Source organism: Burkholderia sp. BCC1996 (assembly GCF_905339955.1).
Classification (GTDB): domain Bacteria; phylum Pseudomonadota; class Gammaproteobacteria; order Burkholderiales; family Burkholderiaceae; genus Burkholderia.
Genome location: NZ_CAJPHM010000032.1, coordinates 1 through 21,795 on the forward strand (window position 1 = coordinate 1; position 21,795 = coordinate 21,795).

22 protein-coding genes are annotated in these 21,795 nt (G+C 61.3%); 1 reads left to right on the forward strand and 21 read right to left on the reverse strand.

Annotation, left to right across the window (positions count from 1 at the left end; genetic code table 11):
• The 4 genes from U4Z64_RS32030 to U4Z64_RS32045 form a co-directional block, all read right to left on the reverse strand.
• Positions 1-1,299: hypothetical protein (locus U4Z64_RS32030; protein WP_321822062.1), on the reverse strand; the 1,299-nt coding region annotated here is incomplete at its 3' end.
• A gap of 106 nt (positions 1,300-1,405) precedes the next feature.
• Entirely contained in the window at positions 1,406-2,530 is a 1,125-nt protein-coding gene (locus tag U4Z64_RS32035) for a porin (RefSeq protein ID WP_062885823.1), read from the reverse strand.
• A 247-nt stretch (positions 2,531-2,777) separates the two neighbouring features.
• Positions 2,778-3,662, reverse strand: a complete 885-nt coding sequence (locus U4Z64_RS32040; RefSeq protein ID WP_257251479.1) for an alpha/beta fold hydrolase — start codon at positions 3,660-3,662, stop codon at positions 2,778-2,780.
• 78 nt (positions 3,663-3,740) lie between these two features.
• A complete protein-coding gene (locus U4Z64_RS32045) occupies positions 3,741-4,514 on the reverse strand; it encodes an SDR family NAD(P)-dependent oxidoreductase (protein WP_125333425.1) in 774 nt (257 codons plus the stop codon).
• A 303-nt stretch (positions 4,515-4,817) separates the two neighbouring features.
• Between U4Z64_RS32045 and U4Z64_RS32050 the strand changes: the two genes are divergently transcribed.
• Positions 4,818-4,979 (forward strand): hypothetical protein, encoded by a 162-nt coding sequence (locus U4Z64_RS32050; protein ID WP_321822063.1) that lies wholly within the window; start codon positions 4,818-4,820, stop codon positions 4,977-4,979.
• A gap of 45 nt (positions 4,980-5,024) precedes the next feature.
• Here the strand turns inward: U4Z64_RS32050 and U4Z64_RS32055 are convergent, their stop codons facing one another.
• The 17 genes from U4Z64_RS32055 to U4Z64_RS32135 all read right to left on the reverse strand — a co-directional run bounded on the left by U4Z64_RS32055 (position 5,025) and on the right by U4Z64_RS32135 (position 21,794).
• Entirely contained in the window at positions 5,025-5,729 is a 705-nt protein-coding gene (locus tag U4Z64_RS32055; protein WP_321822064.1) for a response regulator transcription factor, read from the reverse strand.
• A 265-nt stretch (positions 5,730-5,994) separates the two neighbouring features.
• Positions 5,995-6,927: a LysR family transcriptional regulator gene (locus tag U4Z64_RS32060; protein ID WP_321822065.1), complete on the reverse strand. Its 933-nt coding sequence runs from the start codon at positions 6,925-6,927 to the stop codon at positions 5,995-5,997.
• Positions 6,928-7,518: 591 nt separating this feature from the next.
• A complete protein-coding gene (locus U4Z64_RS32065) occupies positions 7,519-8,592 on the reverse strand; it encodes a Gfo/Idh/MocA family oxidoreductase (RefSeq protein ID WP_321822066.1) in 1,074 nt (357 codons plus the stop codon).
• Between the two features lie 19 nt (positions 8,593-8,611).
• Positions 8,612-9,577, reverse strand: coding sequence for a Gfo/Idh/MocA family oxidoreductase (locus U4Z64_RS32070; protein WP_321822067.1), 966 nt, complete (start codon positions 9,575-9,577; stop codon positions 8,612-8,614).
• A gap of 60 nt (positions 9,578-9,637) precedes the next feature.
• Positions 9,638-10,630, reverse strand: a complete 993-nt coding sequence (gene iolG, locus U4Z64_RS32075) for an inositol 2-dehydrogenase (protein ID WP_321822068.1) — start codon at positions 10,628-10,630, stop codon at positions 9,638-9,640.
• Positions 10,631-10,679: 49 nt separating this feature from the next.
• Positions 10,680-11,828, reverse strand: a complete 1,149-nt coding sequence (locus U4Z64_RS32080; RefSeq protein ID WP_321822069.1) for a Gfo/Idh/MocA family oxidoreductase — start codon at positions 11,826-11,828, stop codon at positions 10,680-10,682.
• A gap of 59 nt (positions 11,829-11,887) precedes the next feature.
• Positions 11,888-13,054, reverse strand: a complete 1,167-nt coding sequence (locus tag U4Z64_RS32085) for a Gfo/Idh/MocA family protein (RefSeq protein WP_062885829.1) — start codon at positions 13,052-13,054, stop codon at positions 11,888-11,890.
• Between the two features lie 165 nt (positions 13,055-13,219).
• Positions 13,220-14,932: an acetyl/propionyl/methylcrotonyl-CoA carboxylase subunit alpha gene (locus tag U4Z64_RS32090; protein ID WP_321822070.1), complete on the reverse strand. Its 1,713-nt coding sequence runs from the start codon at positions 14,930-14,932 to the stop codon at positions 13,220-13,222.
• The gene (locus U4Z64_RS32095; RefSeq protein WP_321822071.1) at positions 14,929-16,527 is read right to left on the reverse strand and encodes an urea amidolyase family protein; all 1,599 of its coding nucleotides are present in this window, start codon (positions 16,525-16,527) and stop codon (positions 14,929-14,931) included. The genes U4Z64_RS32090 and U4Z64_RS32095 overlap by 4 nt, the downstream gene beginning before the upstream one ends.
• Positions 16,520-17,305: a LamB/YcsF family protein gene (locus U4Z64_RS32100; RefSeq protein ID WP_077178928.1), complete on the reverse strand. Its 786-nt coding sequence runs from the start codon at positions 17,303-17,305 to the stop codon at positions 16,520-16,522. The genes U4Z64_RS32095 and U4Z64_RS32100 overlap by 8 nt, the downstream gene beginning before the upstream one ends.
• A 65-nt stretch (positions 17,306-17,370) precedes the next feature.
• On the reverse strand, positions 17,371-17,667 hold the full coding sequence (locus U4Z64_RS32105; protein ID WP_048985720.1) for a putative quinol monooxygenase: 297 nt from the start codon (positions 17,665-17,667) through the stop codon (positions 17,371-17,373).
• Between the two features lie 54 nt (positions 17,668-17,721).
• A complete protein-coding gene (locus U4Z64_RS32110) occupies positions 17,722-18,171 on the reverse strand; it encodes an OsmC family protein (protein ID WP_077178929.1) in 450 nt (149 codons plus the stop codon).
• Between the two features lie 73 nt (positions 18,172-18,244).
• The gene (locus tag U4Z64_RS32115) at positions 18,245-18,562 is read right to left on the reverse strand and encodes a hypothetical protein (RefSeq protein WP_062885834.1); all 318 of its coding nucleotides are present in this window, start codon (positions 18,560-18,562) and stop codon (positions 18,245-18,247) included.
• A gap of 16 nt (positions 18,563-18,578) precedes the next feature.
• A complete protein-coding gene (locus tag U4Z64_RS32120; protein ID WP_371748614.1) occupies positions 18,579-19,418 on the reverse strand; it encodes a putative hydro-lyase in 840 nt (279 codons plus the stop codon).
• Complete coding sequence (locus tag U4Z64_RS32125) at positions 19,399-19,812, reverse strand: GlcG/HbpS family heme-binding protein (protein ID WP_062885836.1); 414 nt, start codon at positions 19,810-19,812, stop codon at positions 19,399-19,401. Before U4Z64_RS32125 ends, U4Z64_RS32120 begins: the two co-directional genes overlap by 20 nt.
• A 27-nt stretch (positions 19,813-19,839) precedes the next feature.
• Positions 19,840-20,595: an SDR family NAD(P)-dependent oxidoreductase gene (locus U4Z64_RS32130; RefSeq protein ID WP_125333418.1), complete on the reverse strand. Its 756-nt coding sequence runs from the start codon at positions 20,593-20,595 to the stop codon at positions 19,840-19,842.
• 77 nt (positions 20,596-20,672) lie between these two features.
• The gene (locus U4Z64_RS32135) at positions 20,673-21,794 is read right to left on the reverse strand and encodes an acetoin dehydrogenase dihydrolipoyllysine-residue acetyltransferase subunit (RefSeq protein WP_321822072.1); all 1,122 of its coding nucleotides are present in this window, start codon (positions 21,792-21,794) and stop codon (positions 20,673-20,675) included.
• Between the last annotated feature and the right edge of the window lies 1 nt (position 21,795).

Here is a 21,795-nt window from a genome sequence, read left to right on the forward strand (position 1 = left end):
CTTTCGTCGATTGCAGTACGATTCGATACCAACAAAGAGGATCACCTGAACAAGCACCGACACTGGTGTCGCCCACTGGTACAACGATGGGAAGAGCGATGCGTTACCGATGCACACTCCACATAGGGTTGCGATCAAGCATGAGCTCAATCCCGTCCATCGCCAGTTCTTGATCACTTGAGGCACGACATCGGGCACATCTCGGGATCGTCCAACCCAGACCTGATCGACGAGAAGCAACGTGACGAAGCAAGCCATGGACATACCAATATAGTTCAGGGCACTCGCGAGGAAGTGCGTACCATCTGAAATCAGCACAGTGGCCGCAACCGTGCAGAAAGCAACGATAACGACTCTTCTGCTGACGGAAACGCCAAATAGATGCTCGAGTGCGTTGACGAAGGCAACGGTGCCTGAGTAGATGTTCCCGAGATTGATTCTGAGCTGCGTCGTACACGCGAAAATGATTCCCCCCGCACCCAGCAACGAAACGAAATAGACGCCAGGATTGCTTTCCCGCATCTGGACAGCGAACCAGATCCCCAAGATCCCGGTGATCCCATAACAGAACGCAGGAAACAACGCGCCGACAAACACGGTCCCTGCTCGGAGTTCTCGTTTGCGCACAAATCTTGCATAGTCGGCCGTCACGAGACCAATGATGAAGGCGAGACCGTTAACGATGCCCAATACTTCAAGCAGGCTGGTGAAGGGGTCTGCCGCAAGCCGAATCTCCGGGAGAGGAGCGCCAGCCACGGGAACATCAAGCGCGTTTCTTATCGCCCACACAACAAACACAACGAACAGCACCAGACTCATCGTCTGGAATCTTGCAAGGACCTTCATGCCCGACCACACGAGCGGCAACATGACGAAGACAAGGCAGATGTATATCAACGCATGAGGAGATTCCGGAAAGAGAGCCTGAAGCGAAGCCCCCATGATGCTGGCTTCTGCGACGAAGTAAGTGAGGCAGGCCACTCCGTAAGCCAGGCTGAACAATCCCGCTCCACGATACCCGAGCACGGTTCTGGCCCAGATATTGATGCCAAACCCTGTCTGGATGGATCGACGAACGAGCAGCACACCGACGAATGTCGAAACGCAGTATCCGTAGGTCAGTCCGATCAGCGCTGCTGCTACGCCAAACCTCACGGTAATGATCGACGCAATCTGAGCAAAGAAAAGCGCGGTCGCAATACCTAACGTAGCGAAGAATATGCCCTTCCAACCGGTCCTTGCATCTTCAGGAACCGGACTGGACGCGTAATCCTCATCGGAGTGAGTTGATGCCGGCATACAGAAATCCGAATACCTTCATGTCAGGGAAAGGAGCAACGCAGCGCCACGGAACTCACGAAGGAATCGCCCTCGTATCGGTCCACGGCGCCTCATACAGATTGCTTCAGAACTTGTGCCGCAGGCCGACGGCTACAACTTCCTGAGTACCTTTGCCCGCCGCAATTCCGTACGACCCGATGGAAGCCTCGGCGGCGCCTTGCCCGTTCTGCCCGCTTGCATGCTGATACCCTGCGAGCGCATAGACGTCGGTGCGCTTGCTCAAGCTGTAGTCGGCCCCGATATTCACCTGATGGTACTTGGCAGACGAATCCCCCAGTGCGCGCGTGTAGTTGTAGCCGGCGATGAGCAGGAACGCAGGTGTCACCTGATACTGGGCAAAGACCGAACCGTTGTGATACTTCTCCGACCCCGTGAACGTCGATGCCGAATCGGCCGAATACTGGGCATAGCCATACGCCGCGCCCACCGTGAACGGGCCCGCAACGTAATTGGCACCGATCCGGGCGATATTGATCGACCGGGCCGACGCATAAGCCGCATTTACCGGCGAATTGAACAGCGAGTCGGACGAGGAGGTGCCGCGATTGCCCAACGTTGCGTTGCCGTTGTCGATGTGGAGAACGCCACCGCCGACGCTGAACGACGTGCTTTGATAGCCAACTGCCGCGCTCCACGTCTGCCCCGACCCCGTGGATCCAGCGACGCCACCGAGCGCATACATGACCTCGGCCGAGACACCGCCCCACGACGGGCTCACCCACTTCACGGCGTTGTTGAATCGAGCACTCGAATCGTAATTGTCGACATCACCCGGCGTAGCGAACCAGCCGCTGTAGACATCAGCGGTCAACTGCTGTTCGAGATCGGTGAGCGGATCGTATTGACGACCGAGCGTCAGGGTGCCGTACTGGCTCGAAATGCCCACGAACGCTTGTCGGCTGAACAACTTTCCCGGTGTCGCAAGCGCACCGTTCGTGCCGTCAAAGCCGCTCTCTACTGTAAAGATGGCCGAGAGCCCACCACCCAGATCCTCCGTTCCCTTCAATCCCCACAGGGAAGCCGAAAGATTGCTGGGCAACATCCTCACTTGCGAACTCTGCCCGCCACTGTTGTGTACATAGCCCACACCCGTGTCGACGATCCCATAGAGCGTTACGGAACTTTGAGCCTTTGCTTGCGAGTAAGCTACGATGCTCAGTGCGGCGACTGCAATGATTTTCTTGTTCATTCCCCCCCCAAATCACCAAAGTTAATTTAACAAGGAATACTGATTAAACGAACCATCGAATTTCTTCGATGCCTGCCGTTCCCATCTCAAGATCAACAATCTCTCATCGGACGGATGGCAGCGCCCGCGACGCGCTGACATCGCTCGGCAGCATGCGGCGCGCGCTCCATACCCGTTCGAACTGGGCGACGGATTTCTCCAGACGCTGGCTGGATTGTCAGAAGTGGCACCTGCTTATCCGCTCGTACTAGCCGAAGAAATTCTCGAGTTCCTTTGCAAGCGCCTCGGGCGCCTCTTCCGGGATGTAGTGTCCGGAAGCGACCATCGTGCCGCGAACGTCCGCCGCGACCTGCTGCAGCTGCGGGACCAGGTCGGGCATTGATCCCTGATCTGCACGGACCGCGAGAACCGGCATTTTGAGCTTGCCCTTCGCGCTCAATTCGCGATTCTGCTCGGCAGACACCGAGATAGCACGGTAGTAAGCGAGACCGCCTTTCAGGCCATTCGTCAGGAACACGCGATGGTATTCCTCGAAGTCCGCTTGGGAGAACACCTGCGGATTCGCAGCCTTCCGTTGCAAATACCACTCGAGATAGATGTGCTCGCGGCCGGCCAAGAGCGCTTCGGGAAGATCCGGGATGTTGTGAAATGCGACGTGCCACGTCCGCCACGCAACGTCGGAAGCCCACGGCAGCGTATCCGGAAGACTGATGCCCGGGATACCCGTGTCGAGGATCGCGAGGCCGGTGACCTTGTCGCCATTCATCGCCGCATAGGGATAACCGACCCATCCGCCGATGTCGTGTACGACAAGTGCATGTCGATCGACACCGAGTTTCTCGACCAGACCACGAAGGAGCTTGGCTGCCTTGACCGTGTCGAGCGTACCTGCGGGACGATCCGAGTCACCTTGCCCGGGAAGATCCGGGGCAATAACATGGTACCGATGCCCAAGCAGAGGCAAAACCTTGCGCCACGCATACCAGCTTTGAGGGAAACCGCAAATCAGAACCAGCACGTCGCCGTCCGCCTTGCCGCCGCTCACATAATGCATCCGCACGCCATCAACCGTCTGAAAGCCTCGCTTGAAACCTTCGACGCCGGTCTCCGGCCATTCACGATTCGAAAACATTCACAAGCTCCTGTTGTTCCACCGACATGTGCAGGCGCGGGCGCATGCGCCGCGCCACGCGTGTAGCCAAACGCCCGCTCAGAAGGGATCCCGGGCAGCAGCAAGCCAGCCGCCGTCCATCACGTACTCGCTGCCATGCACGAAGTCGGCATCGTCGCCGGCCAGATACGCGGCGAGCTTGGCAATTTCTTCCGGCTGACACCAGCGGCGGGCCGGGAATTTCTGAAGGGCCGCCTCCATATCAGGCGAATTCGCCGTCGTGTGCTCCGACATCGCCAGCGGGGTTGCGGTTGCACCCGGGCAAATCGTATTGACGCGAATGCCGCGCGCGCCGTATTCGAACGTGAGTTGTCGCGTCAGACCGATCACACCGTGTTTGGACGCCGTGTAGGCAGTCCCGCCGCCCGCAGCACTGAAGCCCGAGGTGGACGACGTGTTCACGATCGCCCCTTTGCCTTGCTTCAACATCTGCGGAATGACCGCTCGGGCCATCAGGAACGGTCCCGTGAGGTTTACGGCGATGACGCGGTCCCACTCTTCGACGCTCACCTCGTGAGCCGTCGCGTGTCCATCCAGAATGCCGGCGTTATTGCACAGAATATCGATGTGCCCCCAACGCTCGATCACCGCCTTGACAGCGGCCTCGACGCTGCGCGGGTCGCTGACGTCCACTTGATGTGCGTACGCCATCGACGGATTCGCCAACGCTTCGACAGTGGCAACGGCATTCTTGAGATTGATGTCGAGTGCGGCTACGTTCGCCCCTCTCGAAACGAACTCGCGAACCATTGCTCGCCCCATGCCGGAACCAGCACCGGTTACGACAACCACGCGCCCGGAATAATCATTCACTGAAACGTCTCCTTGACTTCACTTCGACCAGCACGTGCGCTGCTCACTGAGCCGGCGAATCGTGCGCTTTCTGTTTCCAGGATTCGCGTGCATGCATCGTCTTGCGCCAATTAGACGAGGTCCAATTGTGATTCTCGATGCATGCAGATCACGAATTTCTATCAATTCCGCGAGCTGGACCGAATACGGTCCACAATCAACCAGCACTCGGCAAACATCCGTCACGCATCGGAGGTTAATTCGTTATGCGAATTGACATCCGGACGTCGCTCACGCCATGTGTAAAGCGCACCATCCTCAAGGTTGAAGATCGTGATCGATGAAGTGAGCTGTCAGGCCACGCAACAGGCGTGCACCAATGCGAGCGTTACGACCGTCTGGATGATGTCCGGCGGCCTTGAAACCATTGTATGTATGGCCAAGACGCCGTTCGTCCATCCAAAGGATGAGAAAAATTTCCATTGAAGCAACCGGTGGCGAGGACAAACGCACCGCCCCGGTGCACTCAGACTATTTCGTTGTCGGTGTGCCCAGGTCGGCGGAGAATGCCGCAAGCTGGGTTCGGCTCTCGATGCCCAGCTTGCCCAGGATTCGAATGACGTGCGACTTGACGGTGGCAAGCTCGATGCCCAGCGTCTCGGCGATATCCTTGTTGGACAGGCCGGCGGTCATCAGGGAAGCGACAGCGAGCTCCCGCTCCGTCAGGAAATACTCGTTTCGCAGCGCATGGTCTGCCTGGACCTTCTTGACGGATGCAAGCATCGAGAAGCTGTGCTGCATATACTCGTACATCTGTCCGAAGGGTTCGGGAGTCGAGAACGGGCTATCGCCTTGCTTCTTGATGACGGAGAGGCATGCTAGTGGCGTATCTCCCGCCCAGAACAGGAACCCGACTTCGTCCACGAGCCCGTACTTCCGCTGGTAATCCGACCAACTGGAGTGCTGGTCGTCGCGCTTTGCCCCTTTGAGGGTCACTACGGTCGCACGCTGTTTGATCAGACGATAGACGTTCAGCGGATCGGCCGAGGCGAATACGGTGTAATAGTCCTTGATGGTCTCTTCGGGCCATCCCATCTGGGTGTGCGGCAATAGCTGGTCGTGCGAATCGAGCCATGTGAACACGGCGGCCGAACAATTGAGCATCGACCGTGCAAAGTTAACGGTCTGAAGAGCGAACTCCTGGGATTCCCTGAATCTGCTGACTTCGACTAACATCGCCAATTCTCTTTGCCGGTAGGGATGAGCGCGAGCGCCGATCGCGCGAAATCGGCGGCCCGACAGGTGCGCCAGCACCGAAACCGAAAACCTCACGAGCGGATAGCATGAAATTCGCACCAGACTAACATCTGATACCTAATGTGACAGGCTACCGCACCGCGCCACCGGATCATATTAGGGAAGTCATATACCCGCCGGCGACGATATTCCGAAAGTCAATCGGTACCCCCACTGCCCGAACGACCGCAATCGGGATGATCGGTCACGCGGCCCGGATCTGCGTCTCCGGTTTTCCTCGGCAGTATGTGGCGCACACGTCCCGGGCCGCGTCGGCTGCCGCTACAACAGCCGGCGATGCATTGATCGGCATGCACAACGACACGTCGATCGACGGCGGCTGCGGCTCCAGCGCGAGCTCGGCGATTCGCCCGTTCTCCAGTTCGTCATGCACGAACAGGTGCGGGACTGCCCCGACACCGTATCCATCACGCACCAATTGCACGATCGCAGCGACCGAAGAGGCACAGGTTATGCGTATCGCCTCGTCCGGGATACCGGCTCCACCGGCCAGTGTTCGGACGATGCGTTCCACCGCCAGGTGCGACGTGGTGCCCCTTCCGAATGTCAGTATCGGCCGTGTTAGGGCGAGGCGAACCGGATCCACGTCCGAACCGGAAAGCAGCTCCCGGCTGACAATCCATCGAACCGGATAGCTTGCAATTCCGCTCGACGTGACCTTGTCGCTACCAACTACCTCTGCGCAGACAGCCATGTCGAGCTCGCCCTGCAGGATTTTCTTGTTCAGTGCCGGGCTCGAATCTACGGTCAGCTCGACCACCAAGCCCGGGACGCGCTCCCTCAACTGCGTCACATACAAGGAAAGCCAGCTGTGAACGATCGTGTCTATCACGCCGAAACGTATCGGTCCGCGTAACGCGAGATCGAGACCGGCTGCCTTCTTGAGCGCACGGGTCGCGTCTACCACGTTCATTGCCAGCGTCAACAAGCTCTGACCAGACAGGGTGAGACGAAAATCCGCCGCCGTTCGATCGACGAGCTCGGTCCTCAACTCGTCTTCCAACGCCTTGATACGTGTCGATATCGTCGCGGGCGAAGTATGGAGAAGACGCGCCGTAGCCCGGAAGCTGCCTTGTTGCGCGAGCGTCACGAACGTCTCCAGAAAGCGTGTATTCATTGCCTCACCATCGAGGATGCAGGTTTCCGTCCCGTCATACGCCATAGAACACCTGCCTGCGCCCGTCGATCTTCTCGAGTCAACACGGCGAAGACGGCGCATTGGCGTTGGACATCGATACGTTCGTCTCTGCTTGTCAGGAAAATGTTGACAGCCGTGTGCGGAATTTCTCGTTGGCTCAAGATCATTTCCGATCCTATTATTTGTTCGCATTCCTTCTTTACGACGTAGAGTGCGAAAGCCATTCGGCAAACCGCGAATCTCGAAACGACGGATATATCTGGACCCTCGCCCCATGACGCCACGGAAAGTTCTCGGCACCGCCCTTCACAACGCTGCCCCGGTAACCCGCACGAACCATCGAAACGTATCCGCCACGGACCAGCGAAACGTCTCCCCGTACACCGCCCTTCTGCGTGAACCGATGTCTTCCATCGCAGCGAATGTTCCCGATCGGCCCGATCTCCGGTCGGTATCGATCCTCGGCTACAACTAAGTCTCGCGCCACGGATCTGCATCCGCGACAGGAATTCGAGGCTCGCCGAGCGAGCCTCGGGCAGCATGTCGCGCAAGTTCTCCCGACTTGAACGCCTACAGCAGCAGCCGCTTCTCCGTTCTCGGTACGGCGCGCACATCATCGAGCGTCAGGTTCCGGCGACTAAAACGCGTCGGTTCGATGGATACCACCGTTCCCGTGCGAGCAGACGCCTCGATCGCCAACAAGGCCCTCAGGTCAGCCAGGCCCTCTTCGACACTCGACGCAGGCTTGCTGCGTTTCTGAATGCATTCGGAAAACTGCTGAATCAACCCGCCGAAGTGATCGCAGTGCCGGAAATGCATCGTCTCCGAAGCATCCTTCGTGTTCAGTACCATTCGGGTCGGTGTTTCGAACCTGAAACCGGGCTCCATGGTCAGGTCCCCTTCGGTCCCGAGCACCCTGTACATATCGATCGGCGCCGTGCCGAAGCTGCAATAGAACTGTGCAATTCGATCGCGAGGGAAGCGCAACGTGACCGCAATGGCGTCGTCGATGTGTGCGAATCGCGGATCTCCAGAACGGCGCGTCGAGATCGCCGACGCATCGACTGGTTCATCGGAAAAGACGTGCCGCGCGGCGTTGACGCAGTAAATCCCGATGTCTTGAAGCGGGCCACCCCAATTCTTGCTGTCCAGCCTGTGGTTGCCCGCCGCAGACTGAAAGCCGAACACCCCGCTGAAGTACTTCGGATCGCCAATGCGGCCTTCCCGAATCGCTTCCAGTGCCGCGATCGTTCCTGCCTCGTGATGCAAGCGATAGCAGGTGCTCAATAACACGCCGGCGTCGGTGGCTGCCGCAATCATCGCCTCGGCGTCCGCGACGCTGGTCGCCATCGGCTTCTCGACCAATACGTGCTTGCCGGCACGCGCCGCGCGAATCGCATAATCGGCGTGAAGCGGGTTGGGTACCGCGATATAGACCGCGTCGACGACATCGCTGTTCAGCATCCGCTCGTAGTCGTCGTAATCGGCAATTGTTTCGACGCCATGGAATTTCGCGAGCTTCCGCGCCCTGTCAGGATTTCCGGAGACCAACGCACCGATCGTCGAATTTCCGGTCTGGGCAACGGCCGGCATGAACGCCTCTTGCGCTATCCATCCCGCGCCTACAACAGCGTATCTGATCATGTTTGCGCCTCTGTGTGGCTCAAGAGCCGTAGATGACCGGCACAACGCTCCGCTCGCGCAGAGACCGGCGTGCCGCTTCCAGAACGGCGGCCGCGTCATATGCGTCGTCGAGCGTCGACAACGGAGCCGTGCCTTTCGCGACGCACTCGTTCACGAAGAAGCTTTCGACCTGAAGAAAGCTGTCCCAGTAGGTCGCGTCATCCCAGAACGGAAGTCTCGCATCGCCGAACTTTGTTACATCCCAAGGAATGACACCGCTTCCGTCTGAACCGATGATCTTGAAATAGACGGACCAGGGATCGCGACTACGATCGTCAGCTGAAAAACTTCCCCACAGATTCGCAATCGTTCCGTCCGGATATTCCGCGGTGATCATCAGCTGGTCGTCGGCATTCGGATCGTCGAAGTGCACATTCGAACCGGTCGCGAATACCGACGACGGACGGCCGACGAAGTACAGCATGCAGTACGCGTGATGCACCATCAGCTCGCGCATCGTGAGATCCCGCGCGCCAATCGAAGCGTCATGCCGCTTGTTGTAGATCGCCCAGAAATTGACGATCCGTCCCATTTTCCCGGAAGCGACATGGGCGTGCAGTCGCCGCATGCTCTCCGCATAGACGTAATTGTGGGATGGCATGCAGATCCTCGATTGCGAACTTGCGATCTCCGCAAGCTCGCGAATCTGCGCCGCCTGCTCGCACAACGGCTTCTCGATCAGTACGTGTTTTCCTGCCAGTAGCGCACGCCTGGCCATGTCGAAGTGCGACGCGGCATTCGTGCACACGACAACGGCGTCGACCGCCTTGTCGCCCAGCAGTTCGTCAACGGTTTCGTATGCACGTCCACCAAACCTGTCGACGAATTCCCGCGCCTTGCTGTAAGTTCGACTCCAGCCGCCGCAAAACAACTGCGGATCCATTTCGGCGAGAGCCGTCACGTGTAGCTCTGCCACGTTGCCGAGGCCGACGATACCGATCTTCATGGGAGCACCCGATACGTAGGAAATGGCGACCGGCCGGTTTTCCCGTGCCGGCCGTGTCGATCAACCGGCGATGTCCACCGGCTGCCTGCGCTGCCACGAAAGCGTGGCCGCGTCGGCAATCAACTGGGCCTTCAGGCCGTCGCTGGCGTCCGGTTGCGGCATTTTTCCTGCCGACACGGTGTCGACGAAGTAGCGCATTTCGGCAAGATAGGCGGCACCGAAGCGCTCGAGAAAGAACGGCTGCGCTACCGGCATGGCAAACCCGGATGGCGTGGCACGCTCAACCTGAGACTCGTGCACGTTCTTGACGCGCAGCATGCCGCGCGATCCATGAACTTCGATTCGCTGGTCATAGCCGTAGGTCGAGCGGCGCGAATTCGAAATCTGGCAGATCCGCCCCGACTTCGTCGTCAGGATCACCGCCGCCGTGTCCACGTCGTCTACCTCCGCGATGGACGGCTCGACCAGCACCGATCCGGTGGCGAACACACGCACCGGATCTTCCCGCAACAGGAATCGTGCGAGGTCAAAATCGTGAATCATCATGTCGCGAAAGAGGCCACCGGATGTCTTCAGATACGACAGCGGCGGCGGTGCCGGATCGCGAGATGTGATCGTGACCGTCTCGACCTCGCCGATCTCGCCCTCGTGTACGCGCCGCGCCAACTCGCCGAAGTGCGGGTCGAACCGCTGATTGAACGCCGTCATGAAAGGCACCCCCACATTCTCGACGGCTTCCATGCATGCTCTTACCCGAGCCGACGACAGGTCGATGGGCTTCTCGCAAAAAATGGCCTTTCGCGCGACCACTGCCGCGTGAACGAGATCGAAATGCGTCGATGACGGTGTCGCGATCACAACCGCATCGACGTCCTTCCCGTCGAGAATTTCCGATGCTGTGCGTGCGTCAGCCCCGAATCGGTCGGCGCAGATGCCCGCGGCACGCTCGTCGACGTCTGCAACCGCGACCAGCGTCGCTGACGGAATCTGCTTGACACCCAGTGCATGAACCTGACCAATGCGCCCACATCCGAGAATACCGATTCTGATCATTTTTCCTCCCGAGTCGCATAAACCGCTTCATTTCCGTGGATCGGTACGACTATGCGTACATCGTCGGACGGTAACGCTCGGTCGCGAACGTCACTGACGTTCCGCGGCCCATCCCCGCGACGATCTGCTCCGCGACGGACGTCGTGACATAGCCATCCCAGGCATGTGCGCCACCACTAGACGTGCCGGTTCCGATCGAACGGACCCACTCGTTGAGCTGCTTCACATAGGCTGGCCTGAACCGGTCGATCCAGTTGCCTGCATAGGCTGTCATGCCGTAGCCGCCGACGCTTCTGCCGACGAATCCGGGCGGAGCGGTCTCGATCGTTCCCGTTCGCCCGACGACCTGCACGTGCACGTGATAGCCATACTGGCAATTCATGAACACCTCCGACGACACGATCACGTCTCCGGCCATTTCCATCACGACGACCAGCGGATCGCCGTTTCCAGCGTTGTAGACACGCGCGGCGACAGGCTCGGAATCGATCAGCCAGCGGGTTGCATCGATTTCGTGAACGAACGCATTGGTGATGGACATTGGACCGTTGAACCAGTCCGGCGCGACGGGATTGCGATGGACGTTGTGCACGACCACCGGTGCACCGATCTCGCCGTCTCCAACGGCACGTTTCATCTCCATGTACGGCGGGTCGAAACGACGCATGTAACCGACCTGGACCAGCCTTCGGCCCTTCGCGATTTCCGCGTCGACGACCTTGAGGGCCTCCGCTGCCGTACCGGCCAGCGGCTTCTCGCACAAGACCGGCTTGTCGGCCTCGATACACTGCAGTACGAGGTTGCCGTGCAGCGGGTCCGGTGCTGCAACGAGAACGGCGTCTACATGCTCCGAGCGAAGCAGCGCCAGCGGGTCCGTATAGACTCGCGCGCCGCCTGCCACCGTACGCGCGCGCCCTTCGTCCGCATCGCAGACCGCGACCAGCTCCGCACCCGACGTCTCTTCACGCAAAATGCGCACGTGCTCCGATCCCATTACGCCGACACCGATCACCCCGATTGCCAAGGTCATCTTCTGCCTCCGATCTATTGACACGCTATCGTTCGAATACGGCCGACGGGGCGGCTGCATCCGGATCCATCGCCGCTTGCCGCCGGCAACGGTGATGACGGTGATGCTTGAACGTTGGCGGCAAACGAGGAGGCGCTCGTCGAATCCGTTGCCGACGAGCCGCGCCATCGATTTGCCACTCACCGAGGAAGCTCACCGTCTCCGCACGACCTCAGGCGGCGGCCGTGTTATCCGCGAACCGGCTGCTGGATGTGTTCCCACACGCCGCTTTGCCCCGACACGAGGATCGCGTCTGCGATGCGCTCGATCTGGACACCATCCTCGAAGTTCGGTGCGGCGGGTTTGTTCCCGGCGATGGCCTGCAGGAAGTTGTACCACTCGATCGACTTGATATCGATGTAGCCCTGGCCCATCCCTGCAACCGGCCACAGCTTGTCGCCGAACGGTTGATGCGGGCCCGAGTAGATCGTGCGGAAGCCGAACGCGTCCGCAGGATCGTCCGCGAACGCTACACGCAGTTCGTTCAGCCGCTGATAATCGAACGCAATCGAGCCGCGGGTACCGTGGATTTCGAAGCCGAGCTGGTTGTGGTGTCCCCACGCATTGCGCGTCACTTCGATCGTCCCGCACACGCCGTTGCTGAACTTGATCATCGTCATGGCCATGTCGTCGACGTCGACCTTGCCCTTTTCCGACGACGCCTGACCTGCCGGGCCGAAGAAGCGCCCGGCCGGCAGCGGCCGCTCGGTGATGAAAGTCTTGACGATCGAGTTCACGGATTCGAACTCGCCGACGAGCAGTCGCGCCGCGTCGATGACGTGCGTGCCGATATCGCCGAGCGTGCCCGAGCCGGCCTTCTCCTTGTTGAAACGCCACGACAGCGGCGTGCTCGGATCCGCGCCCCAGTCCTGCAGGTAGTAACCGCGGAACGTCAGGATCTCGCCGATACGTCCTTCGTCGATCAGGCGCTTGGCCATCTGCAGCGCCGGCGTGTGGCGATAGTTGTACGAGATCATCGTGACCACGCCCGTTTCCTTCGCGGCTGCATGCATGGCTTCCGCATCGGCTACCGTCATGGCCATCGGCTTCTCGCACATCACGTGCTTGCCCGCCTTCGCGGCGGCGATCGCGATCGCCGCGTGCGTGTCGTTCGGTGTGCAGATGTCGACGATGTCGATATCCGGGCGAGACACGACTTCGCGCCAGTCCGTCGCATGCTCGGCGAACCCGTATTGCGCAGCTGCATTGCGTGCGAGTTCGTCGTCGATGTCGACCACGACCTTGCGCTCGATTTCCACCGGCGAGCCGAACAGGATCGGCACCACGGCAGTAGCGATGGAGTGGGCCTTGCCCATGAAGCCAGTGCCCACCAGAGCGACATTCAGTTTTTTCACGGTTTTCCTCCAATAAGGCTGTCGTACTCGTGACGCACTCAGCCGATTCCTTGACGCTTCCGACATCAATCTGATCTTTCGCCAGTCACTCAGTATTCCGAATCACATGGCGTACATCTTCTACATTTCGACAACTCAAGCTCGATTCAATGCCTTTTTCGCTCCTTACTCGATAACCGCGATCTTTTCGCCCGCCGAGACCGGACGTCCGGCTAGCCCATGGATCCGGATCCGCCCGCCTTTCGGTGCTACGACCCGCATCTCCATCTTCATCGCTTCCATGATGGCGACGGCATCGCCCTCGGCCACCGTCGCCCCCTCTTCTACCAGCCATTTCTGCAGCGTTCCGGGAACCGATGCCGTCACGATGTCGACGCCCGTTTCCGCCTTCACCGCATCGTCGAATACTCGCGGGGCGCCGACGTTCGCAAACAGCGACGCGGGCAGACCGATCGTGTGACGCTTTCCGTCGATCTCGATGAAGCTTTTCAGCAGCGCCCCCTCTGCCGGCGCAACGCGTCCGGACGGCTCGACCCCGCCGAACTCCGTTTCGATCCAGTTGGTATGAACCTTGAAGCCATCTTCGCCGGTGAAACGCTTGTCCTCAAGCACCGCCCGATGGAAAGGCAACACCGACGCCACGCCCTCGATAGCGAATTCGGCGAGCGCGCGACGGGCGCGAGTCAGTGCTTGTTGACGCGTATCGCCGGTAATGACCAGCTTGGCCATCAGCGAGTCGTAAAGCCCCGGAATCTGCGAGCCTGATTCGACACCGGAGTCGAGCCGCACACCGAGACCTGCGGGTGGACGAAAGCGCGTGATTGCGCCTGGTGTCGGAAGGAAGCCGCGGCCCGGATCCTCTGCGTTGATACGGAATTCGATCGCATGACCGCGGGGCTCCGGCGTCGCCGCAATCGACACAGGAAGGCCATCCGCGATGCGCAGTTGTTCGATCACGATGTCGACACCCGTGGTTTCCTCCGTCACCGGATGCTCGACCTGCAACCGCGTGTTCACCTCGAGAAACGAGATGACCCCGTCTTGAGAAAGCAGAAACTCGACCGTGCCCGCCCCCGTATAGCCGGCCTCGGCACATATCCTGCGCGCCGCGTCGTGAATGCGCGCGCGCTGCTCGTCGGTGATGAAAGGTGCGGGAGCCTCTTCCACGAGCTTCTGGTTTCGGCGCTGCAGCGAACAGTCGCGCGTGCCGAGCACGACGGTGTTGCCGTGATGGTCGGCCATGATCTGCGCCTCGATATGGCGCGGACGGTCGAGAAACTGCTCGGCGTAGCAGTCGCCCCGGCCGAACGCCTCCGTCGCCTCACGGACGGCCGAATCGAACATCTCCGCGACGTCTTCGATGCGTCGGACGATCTTCATGCCGCGCCCGCCGCCCCCGAAAGCGGCCTTGATCGCCAGCGGCAAGCCCACTTCCCGCGCGAAGGCCACCGCGTCCGACGCACTGTGCAACGGCCCGTCGGATCCCCTGACCAGCGGCGCACCGACCTTCGATGCGATACGCCGGGCCTGCACCTTGTCGCCGAGCGCGGTGATGACCTCCGGCGACGGGCCGACCCAGATCAGTCCGGCATCGATGACCGCCTGGGCGAACTCTGCGCGTTCGGACAGGAAGCCGTAGCCCGGGTGGACCGCATCGGCACCGGCGCGACGGGCGATCGCCAGAATCTTCAAGATGTCGAGATAGGTTTCCGCCGGGCGGCCCGCACCCAGCCCGTACGCTTCGTCGGCCAGTTCGGCATGCAGCGAACCGGCGTCCGCGTCCGAGTAGATTGCGACTGATGTCACGTTGTAGTCGCGCGCAGCGCGAATGACGCGAATGGCGATTTCGCCGCGATTGGCGATGAGCAGCTTCTTCATCGAACGAGTTCCTTCACTTGCGGATCGAATGCGGATATCGGGTTGAAGCGGATGCGGGCGCCGATCGGAATCTGCCCGAGCATGCCGAGATGATGGGCCGCGACGACGGCAATCACCGGGTACCCGCCGGTGACGGGGTGATCGGTCAGGAACACCACCGGCTGGCCGCTGTGCGGCACCTGAATCGATCCGAACAACGTGCCTTCCGACGGTAGCTCCGCGTCGTCGCGCCGCGCCAGCGCCAGGTCGCCCGACAGTCGCATGCCAACGCGGCTCGACTCGGGCGTGACGCGCCATTCCTGCGACAGGAACCGTGCAATGCCTTCGTCGGTGAACCAGTCGGTGCGCGGCCCCGGGACGACGTCGACATCGACTACGTCGCCTTCGCGCGGAAGCGGCCGCGCGGCCGGCAGCTCTGGCTCGACGAACGTAGCGGCTTCGTCGGCCGGGACCAGGACATCGCCGCGAACGATCGGCGCCGGGCCGATCCTCGAAAGCGTATCGGTCGACGCAGACCCCAGCGTGCGCTCGACGACGAACCCGCCGCGCAATGCGACGTAGCTCCGCATGCCGCGGCCGGGCATATCGAGCGTGACTTCCTCGCCCGCATCGACGGCAAAAGGACGCGAGTGAGGGATCACCGTCACGCGGCCATTCGCGTCGCGAATCGAAATCGGGCACGGCGCCCCCGTCACTGCGAGGGTCACCGGGCGATCGGGCACCAGCGAAAGGCCGCCGAACATCACTTCGAGCGCGGCGCGACTGTCCGGATTGCCAACACAGGCATTCGCGAGTCGCAGCGCGGCGCTGTCGACGGCGCCGCACACGGAGACACCCTGGTCAGCCTGTCGGGGCCGCCCGAGGTCCTGATACAGCACAGGGCGGTCCGCACGCGTCACCAGAATGCCGGTGCCCGAAACCTGGAGCACCGGCACTGGCGTCGGCCACCCCGATACCGGAACGGCCGAACCTTTGCCCGCATCGCGGAAACGAACCCGATCGCCGGGTGCGAGCAAAGCCGCACGCGGACGCGTCACGTCCCACATGGGCACCTGCGTCGTGCCGAGAAGCTGCCATCCTCCGGGGCTATCCGACGGATAGATCCCGCTGAATTTCCCGGCGATCGCGACCGAGCCTGCCGGGATGCGTACGCGAGGCGTCTTGCGTCGGGGAACGTCGAATCCCGGATCGTCGGTGGTCATATACGCGAACCCCGGTGCAAATCCGGTAAACGCGACCGAGTGGACCGCATCCAGATGTCGCTGGACCAGCTCGGCCACGGACCATCCCAGCAGTTCGGCAACCTCGCCCAGATCCTCTCCGTCGTAGGAAACCGGGATATCGAACATACTCCCGCCGCGCTCCCGACGAACGGACACGTCCAGCTGCCCGAGCCGCTCGATCAGCGCCGCGCGATCGATGACAGCCGGGTCGAAGCGAACCAGCACGGTGCGCGCGCCCGGAACGACTTCGTCGACGCCGTCCACTTCGCTCGCGAGCAGCCGGTCGAGAAGCGCCAGCGTCGTTTCGAGACTATCGAGCTCGACCAGCATGCCGGCAGAGCCGGCCGAAAGGATGCGCATCTGCTCAGCCACGGTTCTCTCCCCTGCACACCCCGGCAAACGGACGAAGCGTGACGCCGCGCGCGGCGAGTTGCGTTTGCAGCACGCGAGCAGTTGCAACGGCCGACGGGTTGTCTCCGTGGATGCAGATTGACTGTGCGTCGATCGTGATGTCCGTGCCGTCGATCGCGGGCACGACACCCTCCTGCACGAACCGCAGCATGCGACGCGCAACGACGTCCGGATCGTGAATGACAGCCCCGTCCGCGCGGCGATTCACGAGGCTTCCATCCACGTTGTACGCGCGGTCGGCAAATGCCTCGCCGACGACGGCAAGGCCGGCTTCACGCGCCTGATTCACAACCGGCGCGCCGGCGAGCACCATGAGCACGAGCGTCGGATCGATCGCCAGAATCGCGTCGATGACGGCCACCGCCTGGTAGGTATCGTGCGCGATCGTGTTGTACAGCGCGCCATGAGGCTTCACGTAGCGAATCGACGTGCCCGCGGCCTTTGCAAGCCCCTGCAGCGCACCAATCTGGTAGATCACGTCGCCCATCAGTTCTGCATGGGATGGCTGCATGTTGCGACGCCCGAAGCCCACCAGATCGCGATACCCGACGTGCGCGCCGACGGCGACACCGCGCCGTGCCGCTTCATGCAGCACGGTATAGATCCCCGCCGGATCGCCGGCATGAAAACCGCAGGCAACATTCGCGCTCGTCACGATGTCGAGCATCGCCGCATCGTCGCCCATCCGCCAGGCGCCGAAGCTCTCACCGAGATCGCAGTTCAAATCAATGCTTACCATGACGCTGCCCACAGGATTTCTTCAGTGCACGAACACGCGATGCCGCTCGAGCGTTCGTGCTCGGTTCACGCGATTTTCCGGAACTTGCTGAGCGAGACGGATTCGATCCATTGCCCCGCCCGTGCGCCGAATGCCTTCGCGAACTCGGTATTCGAGTGGGTCTCGAGGGCGGCTTCGTCTTCCCAGATTTCGTAGAAGACGAACTGCCCCGGCGTGTCGGCCGACTCGTGAAGATCGTATTGAATGAACCCCGGCTCCGTCCTTGCGTACGGCACCAGCTCCTTCAACGCTTCGCGCAGCACGTCTTCGCTACCGGATCGGGCAACGACGGTTGCAACCACGACCAGACCTTCCTTCTTCATCTCACTTTCCTCATTACGTTTGTTGATCGGCTGGCAACCGATCCCGGTCCAAACTCAGCCGAGATCGATTTCCACTTTCGACTTGATCGAATTGGCGATGAAGCACCCTTTGTGAGCACGGTCATGCAGCCGCTCGAGTTGCGCCTGATTCGGCTGCTTTTCGGACGCGAAGGTCACGCGGGGCCTGAGCACGATCTCGGATACCCAGTGAAACCCGTCCGCGCTTTTCTCGACTTTCCCGACTGCATCGTCGGAGTACGATGCGACCGCATACCCGCTTCCTTCGCAGAGCGCGAGGAAGTACAGCATGTGGCAACTCGCGAGCGCGTTGACGAGCAACTGCTCCGGGTCGGCCAGACGTTCGTTCCCGAGATAGTCGGGAGCCGCGGACACAGGGATCGTCACCGTCGGGCTGATGATCGCCCGGTGGTCCCGGCTATAGGTCTCTTCCCGCTCGTGGTGCTGCTCGATAGTCCATTCCAGTCGGACGCCATGCTCGGACATCGGTGTCTCCCGGCGGGCTTCCCCGCCAATCGGTCAATTTCCATTGCGGGCAGGCTGCGACAGCCTCGCCGTATCATTGCGCCGCAATATATTTGTTCGCGCTGTTTATCGATTCGACGCCGCCGGGTTTCACAATCGAAACCCATTCGCTCCAGCCCGTTTGCGCATCGTCGGTACGAATGCGCAACGCGCGAGAGCCGTCGCCAAATGTCAGCCATTCGATTTCGCGAGGAACCTCGGAACCGGCGCTCTCTCCGGCCAGACGCTCGATCTGGTGAGAAAAATCGAGCTGTCCCTCGCGCAACACGTCAAGGTATTGCCTGCCACATTCGTCCGACGCCTGCGAGGTGCCGCGATTGAGCAGCTTCGCGGCGATTTCTGCATCGAACATTGCAACGACTCCTCGCTCACACGGCCGCCGCGTTCGCCGGCAAATCGGTGACGAGCATGTACCCCGGTTCATGCGTGATCGCAAAATCCGGCTTCGCCGCCTGAAGTGCCATCTGCGGCGTGACCCCGCAGGCCCAGAACCCGAGGATGTCACCGGCCTCGATCACCGGCGGATCGCCGAACTCCGGCCGGGTGACGTCGCGAATCCCGATGGTCGCCGGGTCGCCGATATGAACCGGTGCGCCATGCGCGAGCGGAAACCGTTCCGACAGCACGATCGCCTGAATCGCATCGGCGGGCTTGAACGCACGCATCGACACGACCATCGGGCCACGAAACGGCCCCGCGGCCGTCGTCTGGATGTTCGTCACGTACATCGGCACGTTCCGGTTCGCACTGATGTGGCGAATGTCGATCCCAGCCTGCAGAATCGCGCTCTCGAAAGAGAACGAGCAACCGAGCGCGAACGTCACGAGATCGTCACGCCACAGATCGACCAGATCGTCGACCGTATCGGTGTGAACCCCGTTCCGGTACACGCGGTAGCGGGGCACGTCAGTTCGAATATCGATCGCGCCCAGTCCGTCCAGCCCCGGGTTGCCGGGCTGCCCGATTCCCACCAGCGGACAGCTCTTCGGGTTGATTCGGCAAAACTCGCGAAAATCATCTGCGTACGTCTTCGGCAGAATTGCCAGATTTGCCTGCATGAAGCCGTCGGCGTATCCCGTCGTCGGCGCACGCAGCTTGCCGTCGCGAATCAGCAGCCGAACCTGGTCGGCCGACATCGTCCGCGTACCTGCAGTCGATTCCATTGAAAGTACCCTTTCAGGAAGATGTTCAGTTCTCGCCGAGCGCAGCAACCATCGCACGCGCAATCGCCACGTCCGCTTCTTCCGGACCGCCCGACACGCCGACGCCGCCAATGACCTCGTCGCCGTGCTTCACCGGCAGGCCGCCGCCGAACACAACCAGCGGGCGGGACGCGGCGCGCTCGAGCCCGTAGAGCGCGGCTCCGGGCTGGACGAGTTTCATCCAGTAATCGGTAGGGAACCGCAGTGCTGCGGCGGTATACGCCTTGTGGTGCGCAATTTCGATCGTGCCGAACGCCGCGTCGTTCACGCGTGTGAACGCAACAAGGTGGCCGCCAGCATCCACAATCGACAACGACGAGCTCTGCGCCAGTTCGTTCGCCTTCGCGACGCCCGCTTCGATCGCCCGCCGGGCGGCTTCATATGTGATCTGCTTGCTCATTGGTTTCTTCCCGATTCTGTCCGGCGGTCAGTTGTACGCGCCGCCATCGACATTGATTGCCTGCGCGGTGACGTAAGACGACTCGTCTGATGCGAGGTAGACAAACAGCGGCGCGACTTCGTCCGGCGTCGCCTGTCGGCCCAGGGGGATAGCCGTCCGAACCACCGACTCCTGCTTGTCGCGGCCACCCATGAAATCGATCACCGGTTGATTGAACGGCGTATCGATCCAGCCGGGACACACGGCATTGACACGCACGCCGTCCGGCGCGAGCTCGATTGCAAGCGTGGTCGTCAGACCGATGATGGCCGCCTTGGACGCCGAGTAGCATGCGAGGCCGGTGCCGCCGCGCTTGCCCGCGAGCGACGACATCATCACGATCGACGACTGCTTCGCGGCTCTCAGGTGACGGAGCGACTCACGCGCGAAAATGAAGTTAGCCCGCACGTTGATCCCGAAGACCTTGTCCCAGCTCTCGGTGCTGAACTGCTCGATCCGCCCGGAGAGCTGGACGCCGGCATTCAGACACAACGTGTCGATGCCGTGCATCCATTCCGACGACTTCTCGATGACGGCCTTGATCTCGTCTTCGCTCGAGATGTCGGTTCGAAAAAAACGCACCTTGTCGCCGAACCGGGATTCGAGCGCGCGGCCCTTGACCTCATCGATATCGACGACCGATACGGTCGCACCTTCGGCAACGAACGACTCCAGAATGGCGAGACCGATATTGGCAACGCCGCCGGTCAGAAGTACCCGCTTGCCTGTCAAACGTCCTGACATGACTGTTTCCTCAAGATCACCGCGCCGATAACCGCTCCACACCGCCGAATCGGCGTCCCGCCGCCCGGCACGAGCAGTTATCGGGCGCGACGGATGTTGTCCAGCAGCGCATCGTTCACGACCGACGCTGCCTCCATTTGCGGCATGTGGCCGACGTCCGGAATCACGCGCAGCTGCACCGTGGACGGCAGGCCGTCGGCCTGCGGGGCCGGAATGATGGCGTCGCGCTCGCCCCAGAGCAGCATCACGGGGCAGGTGAGTCCCGCCAGCGTCGCACCGATCGTCTGAACCTGGCCGTTCTCGTCGGCGATGGTGTCGGCGATAGCGGACAGCGCCTCCTGGACGCCTTCCAGCCGCTTGAACTGAAGCGTGCCCTCGACCATTTCGCTCGTGATCTTCGACGGATCGGCAAACAGCTTCTCCAGCGCGGCCTGAAGCGGACGGCGGCGCTCCGCGGCGACGAATTCGGTCACGAACGAACGGTTGATCTCCTTGCTCAGGCCGATCGGCGCGATGAGCGTCACCGATGCGACACGCGACGGGTTGGCGGCCGCGAAGGCCGCGGCGATCGCGCCGCCGAACGAGTGACCGACCAGGTGCAGTTTCCCGGACGTGATCGCGCTCGCCGCTTCCTCGACCGCCACAGTGATCTTTTTGATCACACCACCACCGGTAATCGGCGTCGACGCGCCGTGCCCGGGAAGGTCCACCGCGATCGTCCGGAAGTGCTCGGCGAGCGTGCCCTGGTTGAACAGCCAGGTTGACAAGTCGCCGCCGAAGCCGTGAATGAACAACACGGTTTCGTTGCTTTCGGGGCCGAGCTCCAGCACGTTCACGCTGCCGCCGGACACGGCCACCGCCTTCGGTGCGACCACACCGCCCGCCTCGCCGTCGTCCGCATTCAGTCGATACGCGTAGCTTGCGACGAGCGCGTCGATTTCCTCCTCGGTCGCCGCTTCATCGGCGATGACGCCGATCAGCGCGCCGACCGGCGCGATTTCGCCCTCGTTGATGACGATGCGCCGCAGGATCCCGGACACAGTCGCCTCCACCACGTTGTTGACCTTCGTGGATTCGACCTCGAGGAGTTCCTGGCCGCGTTCGACCTTGTCTCCCTCCTTCGCGTGCCATTCGAGCACGGTGCCTTCGGTCATCGTCATCCCCCACTTGGGGATGGTGACGGCTTCAATGAACGACATG